Genomic DNA, 12,728 nt, shown 5'->3' with positions numbered 1-12,728 from the left:
CTAGTCAGCAGAGCTATGAAGAACCAATTATTCCTCAGCTGAGGAAGGATTGTCCTCAAGTGTGGCAAATTCTTCTCCCCATTGTAATTCGGCAAAATATTTTGGTACTAAAGTCACTTTTTCAACCGTGGCTCCTACTTGTTCAATTAAATTTAGGGCGTACGCATCATTACGGTAATCCTTTAAATAATAAATCTTTTTAATCCCTGCTTGTAAAATCATCTTTGTACATTGCAGACAAGGGAAATGTGTCACATAAATTTCTGCCCCTTCTGTAGGGACGCCAAACTTCGCACATTGTAAAATAGCATTCATTTCTGCGTGGATTGTTCGAACGCAATGATTATCAACAACATAGCATCCTTCATCAATACAATGCGTTCCGCCACTGACTGAACCATTGTAACCTCCTGCAATAATTCGTTTGTCGCGAACAATGGTTGCTCCAACAGTTAAACGTGTGCAAGTACTTCTTAATGATAATAAGACGCTTTGTCCCATAAAATATTGGTCCCATGGAATTCGTTCCATAATAAACCTCCTTTATTTTTAATGACTCCTGTGTTCGATTTGCCAAATCATTTAATCTTATTACAAATAGTATGTTATCCGCATCCCATAGTCAAGAATTCTCAGGAATTTTCTGTTAAAAGTTAGCCAGTCACTGTCAACATGTCTTTTAAACGTTCTACTGTTTTCTCTCCAATACCTGGAACATTTTTCAGTTCCTCGACGGTTTTAAACGGTCCTTGTTCGTCACGAAAACGAATAATCTCTTGTGCTTTTTTCGCACCGATTCCTGAAATCGTTTGTAGCTCTGCTTCTGTTGCCGTATTAAGGTTGATTTTTTCCTCCTGATTTTGCTGAGCAGGTGCTGATTCCTGCAGCGTTTCTAATGACTGTGGCACTGATTCTCCTTTTTTGGGCACGTAAATAATCATTTGATCTTTTACTTTTTGCGCGTAATTGACCTGGGTAGTATCAGCTTCCTCGCTCACACCTCCAGCTAAAGCTAAAGCATCCCAAATCCGCTGCTGATTTTTTAGTTGATAGATTCCTGGTACTTTCACTGCGCCTTTAATATCAACATAGATCATTGTTTCTGCCCTTTCTTTTGTGGCATCTGTGGCGACCTCTGCCATAGTGGTCAGACTTGTCTCTTCCCACATTTTGGTATCTACTTGTGGCTCCTTATTAACCATCAAATAAATACCCACTAATAGAGTTATCAAAATGACCATAGATGCGCCACTACCTAGCAATAGCCACTTTTTGGGTAACTGTTTCAACCAATCCATCGTTTGTCCTCCCTTCAAAATATAATTACGCATTTTTTAACAAAAAAATGCGCCTGGACCAAAAATCACTAGTAATTTTTGGCCCAGGCGTACTTTTATTTTAATTTTTCTAGATAGTTCAAGGCATCTTGAACCGTTTTTACTGGGACAATTTTCATTTTTGTCCCAATTTTTTTCGCAGCTTCTTGTGCTTCTTGATAATTCGATTTGATTTTTGGCTCAACTTTTTTCATTTCTGAAGTTATTTCATCATCGGGTGCAAAGAAAATTTCTGCGCCGTTCTCACTGGCAGTTACAACTTTTTTGTCAATGCCTCCGATTCTACCAACGATTCCTTGACTGTTCATCGTACCTGTTCCAGCAATTTCATGACCTTTACGTAAATCTTTATGACTTAATTGTTCATAGGTCTGCAAAGTAAACATTAAACCAGCCGATGGCCCACCAATATCACCCGCTTCAATAGATACTGGGATAGAAGAATCAATTTCTGTATGATCGGTCAAACCAATACCAATCCCCGCTTTTTTATCTGTTGGCAATTCAATTAATTTGCCGGTCGCTTCTTTTGCTTTGCCATCTTGAATGAATTGAACAGTGACTTTTTGATTCACTTTTTGTGCTTTAATGTAATTCATTAATTCTTCACTGCTTTTAAAAGATTTGCCATCCACGCCTGTCACGGTATCGCCAACTTCAATTTTTCCTTTAAAACTTGAGTTGTCTTCCATCGCTAACACATAGACGCCTTTAAATTTCATCTCATATGGAACCTTCGCTAATTTTAAGGCTTGCTCAATTGCGGCGTTTTTTGAGGAATCCATATAGTATTGTTGAATTCGATTATATTCGCTATTACTACTATCTCCCATTAATTCTTTTTTGGACATGACTTCTTGAAAATCCGAAAAGTTTGCTTTTATGGCAGAAAAAATAGTGGCCGAACGAATGCCCACCGTTGTTAAATAAAAAGCACCAGACTGCGTATCTTTTTTTCCATCGACAGTTACAAACTCTTTTAAATTTTCTGTCGTTCCTGGTCCTTCAATATAATAAGGAATTGGGACGATAAACAAACCAATTAGCAGCAATGCCAATACCATTGGAATAAGTGATTTAAACGAAAATTTTTCTGTTTTTTTATTCATTATTTTAGCTCCAGTCATTCTTCTTTTGTTTTAACGCATGATAAATATTGGGAGGAAGATAGTCAGACACATCGCCTCCAAAACGTAAAACTTCTTTTAGTAAACTGGAGCTTACATGTGCATATGGTTCTTCTGCTAATAGAAAAACCGTTTCAATTTCTGGCGCCAGATGTTGATTCATTTTAGCAATGTCTTTCTCGTACTCGTAGTCTTTGACGTTTCTAATGCCACGAATCAAAAAATTAGCCCCTAATGATTTTGCACTTTCCACAGTTAACTGGGTTTCTTGCATGATAACACGCACATTTGGCATTTCTTTAGTTGCTTCTTCAATTAAATATTTTTTCTCTTCTGGCGTAAATAATGTTTGCTTACTTGTATTTATAAAAACGCCAATGATGACTTCGTCAAATAACTTCGCACTGCGTTCAATCAAATTTAAATGACCATTTGTCATCGGATCAAAACTTCCGGGAAATAGAGCAATTTTACGCATCTTACGCCTCCTGACGATAAATCGTTACTTGAGTGATTCCGTAAACGGTTTCTCTTATTTTTTCTAGTGTACCAATCGTTTCCGGTAATTTGACAGTTTTATCTGTTTCACAAACGATAACGGCTTCGTTTGTTAATAACTGCCGTTCTAACATCTTTTCTAATTGTGAAACAATTTCTTGTTTGGCATAGGGCGGATCCAATAAGACCAAATCAAATTGTAGCTTCTCTTCATAAAACTGTTCTAAGGCACGATTAGCATCCATTTTTCTAACTTCAAATTTTTCTGGTTCTTTTGTAATCGCAATATTTTCTTTAATTACTTTTAGTGCAGCAAAATTCTTTTCAATACAAATACTTTTGTCCATTCCACGAGAAACGGCTTCAATCGCTAACCCGCCACTTCCTGAATATAAATCCAGCGCCATTCCACCATCGAAATATGGACCAATCATATTAAAAATAGATTCTTTTACTTTATCTGTTGTGGGCCTAGTATTGTCGCCATCTAACGCTTTCAAGCGCCGGCCACCATATTCTCCAGAAATAACACGCATTGTTTCGACTCCTTTATCAATCATTCTTTTATAATTCATTATAACAAAAAGAGTGAAAAATGTTTGAAATTTCTCATAACATTTCTCACTCTTTTGCATTAGACATTCTCTGCTAAGCGAATCTCTGTAGATAATTCCTCTACTACATAGCCATCGTCTTCTTGTTCTTGATAAGCCGCTTTGGTACCAATTTTTTCAGCAAAATTCATTTCGACATCTGGTCGATACGATTTATCGACACTACGAACAAAATGTAACTGATTAATTTTTTCCATGTTACTTTCAATATTTTCTTCATTCATGTAAATCACCACATATTTCATTTTTCGTGAAACATAGTGAATCAGTCCATATCGGCGTAACTGTTTTAACGGTTTTAATGTGTATACCCAAACAATTAGGCAACGACGCTCTTGAAGCGTAAATTCTTTTTCTTCTTTAGCTTGCATGGCAGCTTCCTCCACAACCTGAATGTTTCTTTCCTCGTTCAAAGAAAGGATTTCCAGCATCTACTTTAATATCTTCAGAAATTAGTTGCGCAATCTTTAAACCTATTGTATCTAGCAACGTTTGAACGTTTGTCTCAGCAAAACGATAATTTGCAACGATTTCATTTAAATCAAGCGCCCGCTTTGCTTTACGTAGGGCTCGTTGTTTCCCCCGAAAATCGGGTGCATGAATTCCATAAGCCTCTACTCGCTCAAAAGCTGACTTAGCTTCTAAAAATGCTTTTTGTAACTGAGCAACTTCCGCCGAAGCATACATGGCTTTTTTTGTTTCTTTATAGTTTTGAACAGCATCACTTTCTAAAAGTGCTGAAATTAAGCATTCTGTTTGATCTTCAATTGCAAATAAATGTTCTGTCACAATCATAACTTTTCACTACTCTCCGTGATTTGCCTATTTTCTGGTCGTTTCTCTAATAAGACTAACACACCTTCATTGGAAAAGGCAACGCCCAATTCTGTCGTTTCTGACTCAGCAAAATAGCTATCATATTGCGGGTCCGAAAACCATGACAAAATAGTAAAGGTACTATCATAAACAGGTTCTTGGAAAATACCTGCTGGTTCTCTCAACGAAAGTTTGCTCGTTTTAACTAATAAAGAAAATTCGTCCTTAGTCAAATGAAAGGGATGAATGGCTGTATGTTCCTCTCTCGTTTGTAACAATTCTGCTTGTCGATTTGCCGACAAAATTGTTGGTGTATGGTTAGCCAGCGTTTGATACAATGTTTGGGCATCTTTTTGGCTTTGTGTAGAAACTGAAAAAGCAGCTTGATTTTCTTGCTGTTTAACCAGATTCATGACATAAATCGCTTGGTTACTTTGAACAGGATCGAAGGTCATTGACTGCGTTATATCAACTGGCAAAGGAGAACCTTCATTTAATTGATACGGCATTTCCGTGAGCAACGTTTCTTTATTGACATAATTAACTGCCATTAAACCGCCCGTCCGCTGATTAAAAAATAACACCGCAAAACTGCCATTATCAAAAGCAACCAGTGGTCGATAGTTCATATCTTCTTCCATCAGCTCGACATCGTAAGCTTCATGATGAAAATTAAATGCAAAATTTGAATAAATCGTCATTAAATCAGACAAGTCAGCAAGCTTCATATCTATCTTAAACGGTTCTATCATTTTGTCATTGTTAAAGGCCTTAATTGCGATGACTTTATTTTCTCGAACGTTGACTTCTAAGTAATCATTCATCGTCAAACCGAACGTCCATAATTCATACGTACGACCTGTTTTAATTTTTTCTTTAGGATTGCCAAACTGGCGGATAAAGGTTTCCACATCTTTCCCTATGTATGCTGCGTAGCCAGAAGCTGGCAATTCTTCATGAGGAACAGCGGTGTGAGCGCTGGATAAGCGCCCACTTTGAGCTGTTTCGGTTGGTTTTTCAGCAGGGAAAAAAACTGGCTCTAAATATCCGATGAGTAGAACTGTTAAAAAAACAGCAGTAAAGGCCCAAAATCGCTTCATTTTTTCCCCTCTCATCTTATTTTTCTTTTACTTCTAATAACAAATCACCTGAGCTGATTGCTTCGCCTTCTTCAACATAAATGTGATCTACCGTGCCCGCAAAACGTGCTTCGATAGTCGTTTCCATTTTCATGGCTTCTGTAATCAGCAACGGCTGACCTTTTTCTACTTTATCGCCACGTTTGACCAATACTTGTAGAACAGAACCAGACATCGTTGCGCCGATTTGTTCTTTATTAGTTGGTTCCGCCTTTTGTTTTACTTGAACAGCTGACTTAATAGAGGCATCTTTAACTAAAACCTCACGACGTTGCCCATTCAAATTGAAGAACAAGACACGGTTTCCGTCAATATCAGGTTCGCCAATTTCATCTAAACGAATAATTAACGTTTTTCCTCGTTCAATTTGAACTTCCAATGTCTCTCCTTGACGAATACCATTAAAGAATGTTGGCGTATCTAATAAGGTTATATCTCCAAAGGTTTCGTATTTTTGACGATACTCTAAAAATACTTGTGGATACATTAAATAACTTAAAACTTCTTCCAATTTAGGTTGATACCCAATTTTTTCGGCTAATTCTTCTTGTACTTTCGCAAAATCAACTGGTGCTGCTAAGTCACCTGGCCGCTCTGTTAAGGCTGGTCGACCTTTTAGAATAATTCGTTGGAGCTCTTTCGGGAACCCACCGACTGGTTGACCTAAATCACCTTGGAAAAAAGTCACAACTGATTCAGGAAAACTTAATTCTTCACCACACGCATAAACATCTTGTTCTGTCAGATTATTTTGAACCATGAAGAGTGCCATGTCTCCCACGACTTTTGAAGATGGCGTCACTTTTACAATATCGCCAAACATCAAATTCACTGTGTGATACATTTTTTTGATTTCATCCCAACGGTGCCCTAAGCCTACCGCTTTTGCTTGCTGCTGCAGATTAGAGTACTGACCACCAGGCATTTCATGCATATAGACTTCTGTTTGCGGGGCATTTAACCCATTTTCAAATGGTTGATAATACATGCGCACATCTTCCCAATAATGATTGATTTTCTGTGCATTATCAATGTTAATAGTTGGCGTCCGTTCACCATTGACTAAAGCATAATATAGACTGTTCATACTTGGCTGGCTAGTTGCGCCACTCATCGCACTCATTGCGACGTCAACAATATCAACGCCTGCTTTAGTAGCTGCTGAATAAGTGATGATCCCATTGCCACTAGTATCGTGGGTATGGAGATGAATTGGTAAATCCGTGGCTGCCTTTAATTCACTAATTAAACGATAAGCAGCTTGTGGTTTCAATAAGCCAGCCATATCTTTAATCGCAATGATTTGTGCACCTAAATTTTCCAATTCTTTAGCCATATCAAGGTAATATTGAACATTATATTTTGCTCGGGCTGGATCATTGATGTCCCCAGTATAACAAATTGCTGCTTCCGCAATTTTTCCGGTATCTCGAACGACTTGAATACTTTTTTCCATTTGAGGAATCCAGTTTAAGCTATCAAAAATTCGGAAAACATCGACTCCTTGGCGAGCAGATTCTTTAATGAATTCTTCAATAACATTATCAGGGTAATTTTGATAGCCTACCGCATTAGAACCTCTGAACAGCATTTGTAAAAGTGTATTTGGCATCAACTGACGAATTTTTCTTAAACGTTGCCATGGGTCTTCGGTTAAGAAGCGATAGGCAACATCGAACGTAGCGCCACCCCACATTTCACTAGAAAACAGCTCAGGCAGGGCTACATCAGTTAGACCAGCAATTGCTTTAAAATCTTGTGTTCTCACACGAGTAGCTAATAAACTTTGGTGCGCATCACGGAACGTGGTATCTGTCATTAACACACTTTCTTGATTCTTAACCCAATCGATGACGGCGGTTGCTCCTTGAGCGTCTAGAATATTTTTAGCTGTGATCACTTTTTCTGGAACTTCAATATCTGTCGGCACGCGCGGGGCTTCAAAATATTTTTTCTCCGTTCGTTCAATGCCAGGGAACCCATTGACCGTTACTTCTCCAATGTATTTCATCGTTTTATTGCCACGATCGCGCATACGAGGAAATTCAAATAATTCAGGTGTATTATCAATAAAGGTTGTTTTGGCTTCGCCAGATTGAAACGCTGGATAGCTCACAACATTTTGTAAAAACGGAATATTTGTTTTCACGCCACGAATCCGAAATTCTTTTAAGCAGCGTTGCATTTTACTGATTGCCTGTTCAAAAGAGAAACCATGCGTACAGACTTTAACCAATAAAGAATCAAAATAGGGCGTCACAGCGTAGCCAGAATAAGCATTCCCTACATCTAAACGCACACCAAACCCACCTGGTGAACGATACGTATCGATTTTCCCTGTGTCTGGCATAAACTGGTTCAGGGGATCTTCAGTCGTAATCCGACATTGAATAGCCGCGCCTTTTAATGTCAATTCGTTTTGTTTTGGCAAATGCATATCTTTATGCAAATCAAGCCCTTGCGCAATTTGTAATTGAGAGATCACAATATCAATATCTGTAATCATTTCTGTGATAGTATGTTCTACCTGAACACGCGGATTCACTTCAATAAAATAAAACTGATCCCCTTCTACTAAAAACTCAACCGTTCCCGCATTCACGTAGCCGACATGCGCCATTAACTGCACAGCAGCCGAACAAATGGCTGCTCGTTGTTCTTCATTCATTGATACACATGGTGCGACTTCTACCACTTTTTGGTGGCGCCGTTGAACGGAACAATCACGTTCAAATAAATGCAAGACATTCCCATGATGATCGCCTAAAATTTGTACTTCGATATGTTTAGGATTAGAAATATACTTTTCAACATAAACCTCGTCAGAACCAAAGGCTGCTTTCGCTTCACTTTTTGCTCTTTCGTAACCTTCTCGTGCTTCCTTGGCATCGTGGGCAACGCGCATCCCGCGACCGCCGCCGCCTAAAGCAGCTTTAATCATGATAGGAAAGCCATGCGTTTCACCAAAAGCTACGACCTCTTCCACCGTTGCTACTGGCCCGTCTGAGCCTGGAATCGAAGCAATCCCCGCAGCTACAGCTGCTTCTTTCGCTTTAATTTTATCGCCAAAAATATCTAAATGGTGTGTTTTAGGTCCAACAAAAATGATTCCTTCTTCTTCACAACGTTCGGCGAAGCGTAAGTTTTCAGATAAAAAGCCATAACCAGGATGAATGGCATCTGCTCCCGATTTTTTGGCAATTTGGATAATATTTTCAATGTCTAAATAGGCTTCAATTGGTTTTTTCCCTTTACCAACTAAATACGCTTCATCTGCTTTGAAACGATGAACAGAATACTCATCTTCTGCAGCATAAATCGCTACTGTCTGGATATCTAATTCTGTACAAGCTCTAAAAATTCGAATCGCAATTTCGCCACGATTGGCAACTAATACCTTTTTCATAACGTCACTCCTACCATCAATTTCCTTCAAATTTATTGGTTCTGTTCTAAAGATAAATAGTACTCATTTTCTAATTTCTGACGTATTTCATCTGCACTGATATTCAGGACAAAGGCCACAGCAATCGAAATAATCAGCAAACTATTCCCACCTTGACTCAAGAACGGGAAAGTAATTCCTGTTAATGGAATAATCCCAGTAATCCCACCAACATTAATAAAGACTTGAATTAATAACATTGTACCAATTCCAATACACATTAGTGAATTAAAAGGTTTCTTCGAGCGTACACCGACTAAAATAATTCGCGCAATCATAAACATCAACAATCCTAAAATCGCTAGACCGCCGATAATGCCTAACTCTTCTAAAGTAATCGCAAAGATAAAGTCCGTATGTGCTTCTGGTAAAAAGCCTTTTTTCTGAACACTATTCCCTAGACCTTTGCCAAACCAGCCGCCATTACTGATTGCATAATAAGAATTAGCTAACTGATGGCCTAAGTTCCGTTCATCTAAAAATGGATTTTTAAAAACAGCAAAACGATTATAAATATATTGGTAACGCGCTGGGAAAATTTTTCCTTTAGACATAATTAATAACTGAATAGCCGTGATACTACCTAAAATGCCCAAGCCACCGACCAAGTAGGTATACATATAATTAATCCCACTTGCTAAAACCATCACGATGGTAATTAATGTTAGAATGGCCGCATTCCCGAAGTCAGGCTGGATTGCAACTAGAGCAATTAATACAAAAACGAGCATCAACGGTCGCCCGGCAGCTTGTTTAAATTGATCCATGCCTCCATTAATTGTCTTTTGTCGCCGTGCTAAAATATAAGACAGATACCAGACAACCATAATTTTTAAATACTCAGCTGGTTGCATCGAAAATCCACCAATCTCAATCCAACCACGTGCGCCGTTAATTTCTTTCCCGATACCAGGAATCCGAACGGCTAAAACCATAACCGTAATTACTGCAATGGCAAACATGATAAAACTTCGATTCTGGAAAACGGATGTTTTCATCTTATAAATAAAAAACATTGCAAATAACCCTACTACCCAAAAGGCAACCTGGTTAATAACGAATGACGTAGGTGAAAAACCTTTCATTACTTGTAATGCGGATGTGGAACTATATACCATAATCAATCCCACGATACTTAAAATTAAATATGGAATAAAAATACTATAGTCTAGCAAATGCCGTTTCTTTACTTTGTTTGGCAAAGCTTAGCCCTCCTTGCCAATCTCGTTTTTTTCTTGTGTTTCTTCATAAACATCTGTATATAATTGATTCAATTCGCGCTCTAAATCACTTAGTAAGCGATGTCCTTCATCATTAGTTAAAATCCCCAAACGGGTCGCATAGGTCACTTGTCTTGAAAAACCATACATTTGTGTATCCACCACTTCTTCAAATGCTTTACATTGAGAAATGCACAAACTGTTTTTTTGATTACGAATAAGCATTTTAATGCGTTCTGCATCGTCTTCTAATAATTGAATGGCAAATTTCTTTGAAATTCCTTCGTCCATTTGTACAGAACCTCCCTATCTTAATTAAATAATTATAACATAATTCTCAGTTAGATACATGATGATTTCAGAAAATTTCCTTTAAGAAATTTTCTAAAACCAAGCGATATATTAAGTAAGAAATCTCTTTATATAACAAGCTTATTTTATCAATACAACAACAAATACATTAAAAGACTTTTTCCTTATTTTCTGCTTTTAATTTTAAATAAAATAACAAACTATATCATTTTTTTGTCTCTTGATATTCTTTAATAACTTCTAAAAAGGCGGTGCCATATTTATCTAATTTATTTTGGCCGACCCCTTTTATTTGCAATAATTGAATCGTTGTTTGCGGTAATTTTTCACACATTTCTTTAAGTGTACTATCGGAAAAGACTACATATGGCGGCACGCCTGCCTCTTGAGCCATGTCCATACGTAATTCGCGTAATCGTTCAAACAAGGCATCATCCACTGCTACTTTTCGAACTTTTTGGTCTTCTTTTCGGAAGACTTTCCGTTCCCCTAAAAGCACCTGAACACCTTCTGTCGAGACTGATAACAACGGAAATTGCCCATCAGAAGGAATTAAATAACGTTCTGCTGTCAAATAATCAATCAGCTGTGTGACTTCTTTTTGCGTGCGACCTTTCATTAGTCCGTATGTTGGCAAACGATCAAAATGCCATTGATCAATTTTTTGATCTTTTGAGCCAGTCAAGACTTTACCAACTAAGCCCTTACCGAAACGTTCTCCCATACGTTTTACACAAGACAAGACTTTTTGGGCATCGACCGTAATATCGACTAATTCTCGATTATCCAGACAATTCGAGCAGCGACCGCAGTCCGTCCCTTCTTCACCAAAATAGCGTAAAATATATTTTTGTAAACACATTTGTGCATTCGCATATTGTGACATTTCCCGTAATTTCAAGTACTCTTTCTGCTTATAATCAATGGTCATTTCAGATTGTTCAATAAAGTATTGTTGAATTTGCAAGTCTTGTGGAGCAAACATTAACACAGCATCACTAGGTAGACCGTCACGACCAGCTCGGCCCGCTTCTTGGTAATAAGATTCAATATTTCCTGGTACTTGTGCGTGAATGACAAAACGAACATTACTCTTATTAATCCCCATACCAAAGGCATTTGTTGCTACCATCACTTGCACTTGATCATACAAGAACGCTTCTTGATTTTCACTACGTAGCTGTTCACTCATGCCCCCATGATACATCCCAGCCGCAATTTTTTTATTTTCTAATAAATGATAAATTCGTTCAACTTCCTTCCGCGTGCTTGCATAGATAATACCTGATTGCCCAGTATTCATCTTTAAATATTCCAAAAGAAAAACGTCTCTGTTTTGATCCTTCACGACTTGAAAAGATAAATTTTCTCGAGCGAATCCTGTTTTGATTTCATTTTCTGATGGAATTCTTAATTGCTTGACAATATCCTCCGCTACTTGTGGCGTTGCTGTTGCTGTTAGTGCAATCACAGTTGGTTGCTGTTGAAATTGATCGATAATCTCTGCTAAACGCAAATAGCTTGGACGAAAATCATGCCCCCATTGTGAAATACAGTGTGCCTCATCTACTGCCAATAAATCAATCGGTACATGTGTCAGCATCTGTTGAAAATCATAAGATTCTAATCGCTCTGGCGCAACATACAATAGCTTGACTTCTTTGTTAACCGCTAATTGAATACGATGATTCATTTCTTGATAGGAAATGGTACTATTGATATATGTAGCTGGAATCCCCATTAAATTCAGGGCATCTACTTGATCTTTCATTAAAGAAATTAATGGTGAAATCACCAATGTTAAATTATCCAGAAGTAAGGCTGGCAACTGATAACAAATCGATTTGCCTCCACCTGTTGGCATAATGCCTAAGACATTTTCTTGTCGCAATACATGACGAATAATCGTTTCTTGTCCTGGCCGAAAATCATCATAGCCAAATGTATCTTTTAATAATTCTTGTAATGCACCCATTTATTGCGCTCCAATCTTTGTTCTACAAGTCATTTTAACACGCTAATCTAACAGGAACAAGGTGTGTTAAAACAAGACACAATCGTGAAACACCAGTTAACGTGAAACATCAAAAAAAATGAAAAATTGTGAAAGCTTGCTATCAAAAGCTTTCAAAAATAGCGGAATTTGCTTGTTGTGGATAACGAGTAGTTATCCACACATAAAAAAATAACCTTATCTTAAAATACGCATTAATTCGTTTT

At 37.8% G+C, this 12,728-nt stretch carries 12 protein-coding genes; all 12 read right to left on the bottom strand.

Annotated features, from left to right (window positions below; translation table 11 throughout):
• Nucleotides 1-27 precede the first annotated feature (27 nt).
• Complete coding sequence (locus KQI94_RS06270) at nucleotides 28-531, bottom strand: ComE operon protein 2 (protein WP_002356697.1); 504 nt, start codon at nucleotides 529-531, stop codon at nucleotides 28-30.
• A gap of 122 nt (nucleotides 532-653) precedes the next feature.
• A complete protein-coding gene (locus KQI94_RS06265; RefSeq protein WP_002368963.1) occupies nucleotides 654-1,331 on the bottom strand; it encodes a helix-hairpin-helix domain-containing protein in 678 nt (225 codons plus the stop codon).
• Between the two features lie 62 nt (nucleotides 1,332-1,393).
• Entirely contained in the window at nucleotides 1,394-2,464 is a 1,071-nt protein-coding gene (locus KQI94_RS06260; RefSeq protein ID WP_002382735.1) for a SepM family pheromone-processing serine protease, read from the bottom strand.
• Nucleotides 2,451-2,942, bottom strand: a complete 492-nt coding sequence (gene coaD, locus KQI94_RS06255; protein WP_002356693.1) for a pantetheine-phosphate adenylyltransferase — start codon at nucleotides 2,940-2,942, stop codon at nucleotides 2,451-2,453. Before coaD ends, KQI94_RS06260 begins: the two co-directional genes overlap by 14 nt.
• 1 nt (nucleotide 2,943) lies before the next feature.
• Nucleotides 2,944-3,522, bottom strand: coding sequence for a 16S rRNA (guanine(966)-N(2))-methyltransferase RsmD (rsmD, locus tag KQI94_RS06250; RefSeq protein WP_324185972.1), 579 nt, complete (start codon nucleotides 3,520-3,522; stop codon nucleotides 2,944-2,946).
• Nucleotides 3,523-3,596: 74 nt separating this feature from the next.
• Entirely contained in the window at nucleotides 3,597-3,947 is a 351-nt protein-coding gene (locus KQI94_RS06245; RefSeq protein WP_002359714.1) for a YlbG family protein, read from the bottom strand.
• Entirely contained in the window at nucleotides 3,937-4,371 is a 435-nt protein-coding gene (locus tag KQI94_RS06240) for a YlbF family regulator (RefSeq protein ID WP_002368961.1), read from the bottom strand. Before KQI94_RS06240 ends, KQI94_RS06245 begins: the two co-directional genes overlap by 11 nt.
• A complete protein-coding gene (locus tag KQI94_RS06235) occupies nucleotides 4,368-5,492 on the bottom strand; it encodes a CAP-associated domain-containing protein (protein ID WP_002362207.1) in 1,125 nt (374 codons plus the stop codon). Before KQI94_RS06235 ends, KQI94_RS06240 begins: the two co-directional genes overlap by 4 nt.
• Before the next feature lie 16 nt (nucleotides 5,493-5,508).
• Nucleotides 5,509-8,937 (bottom strand): pyruvate carboxylase, encoded by a 3,429-nt coding sequence (locus tag KQI94_RS06230; RefSeq protein ID WP_216454341.1) that lies wholly within the window; start codon nucleotides 8,935-8,937, stop codon nucleotides 5,509-5,511.
• 32 nt (nucleotides 8,938-8,969) lie between these two features.
• Complete coding sequence (locus KQI94_RS06225; protein WP_216454340.1) at nucleotides 8,970-10,178, bottom strand: FtsW/RodA/SpoVE family cell cycle protein; 1,209 nt, start codon at nucleotides 10,176-10,178, stop codon at nucleotides 8,970-8,972.
• Nucleotides 10,179-10,181: 3 nt separating this feature from the next.
• Nucleotides 10,182-10,487: a YlaN family protein gene (locus tag KQI94_RS06220; RefSeq protein WP_002356684.1), complete on the bottom strand. Its 306-nt coding sequence runs from the start codon at nucleotides 10,485-10,487 to the stop codon at nucleotides 10,182-10,184.
• 226 nt (nucleotides 10,488-10,713) lie between these two features.
• A complete protein-coding gene (gene recQ / locus KQI94_RS06215) occupies nucleotides 10,714-12,483 on the bottom strand; it encodes a DNA helicase RecQ (RefSeq protein ID WP_216454339.1) in 1,770 nt (589 codons plus the stop codon).
• Nucleotides 12,484-12,728: the final 245 nt, after the last annotated feature.

It is taken from the genome of Enterococcus sp. S183_ASV_20, from assembly GCF_018919685.1.
In the GTDB taxonomy this organism is placed as follows: domain Bacteria; phylum Bacillota; class Bacilli; order Lactobacillales; family Enterococcaceae; genus Enterococcus; species Enterococcus faecalis.
Note: the sequence above shows the minus strand (reverse complement) of the source record. Positions and strands in the feature narration are given on the sequence as shown.

Bases quoted from the DNA above. Each gene is read 5' to 3' on its own strand.
- recQ (WP_216454339.1), bottom strand. From the start codon at position 12,483: ATGGGTGCATTACAAGAATTATTAAAAGATACATTTGGCTATGATGAT.
- KQI94_RS06240 (WP_002368961.1), bottom strand. From the start codon at position 4,371: ATGATTGTGACAGAACATTTATTTGCAATTGAAGATCAAACAGAATGC.
- KQI94_RS06230 (WP_216454341.1), bottom strand. From the start codon at position 8,937: ATGAAAAAGGTATTAGTTGCCAATCGTGGCGAAATTGCGATTCGAATT.
- coaD (WP_002356693.1), bottom strand. From the start codon at position 2,942: ATGCGTAAAATTGCTCTATTTCCCGGAAGTTTTGATCCGATGACAAAT.
- KQI94_RS06265 (WP_002368963.1), bottom strand. From the start codon at position 1,331: ATGCGTAATTATATTTTGAAGGGAGGACAAACGATGGATTGGTTGAAA.
- KQI94_RS06220 (WP_002356684.1), bottom strand. From the start codon at position 10,487: ATGGACGAAGGAATTTCAAAGAAATTTGCCATTCAATTATTAGAAGAC.
- KQI94_RS06245 (WP_002359714.1), bottom strand. From the start codon at position 3,947: ATGCAAGCTAAAGAAGAAAAAGAATTTACGCTTCAAGAGCGTCGTTGC.
- KQI94_RS06260 (WP_002382735.1), bottom strand. From the start codon at position 2,464: ATGACTGGAGCTAAAATAATGAATAAAAAAACAGAAAAATTTTCGTTT.
- rsmD (WP_324185972.1), bottom strand. From the start codon at position 3,522: ATGATTGATAAAGGAGTCGAAACAATGCGTGTTATTTCTGGAGAATAT.
- KQI94_RS06235 (WP_002362207.1), bottom strand. From the start codon at position 5,492: ATGAAGCGATTTTGGGCCTTTACTGCTGTTTTTTTAACAGTTCTACTC.
- KQI94_RS06270 (WP_002356697.1), bottom strand. From the start codon at position 531: ATGGAACGAATTCCATGGGACCAATATTTTATGGGACAAAGCGTCTTA.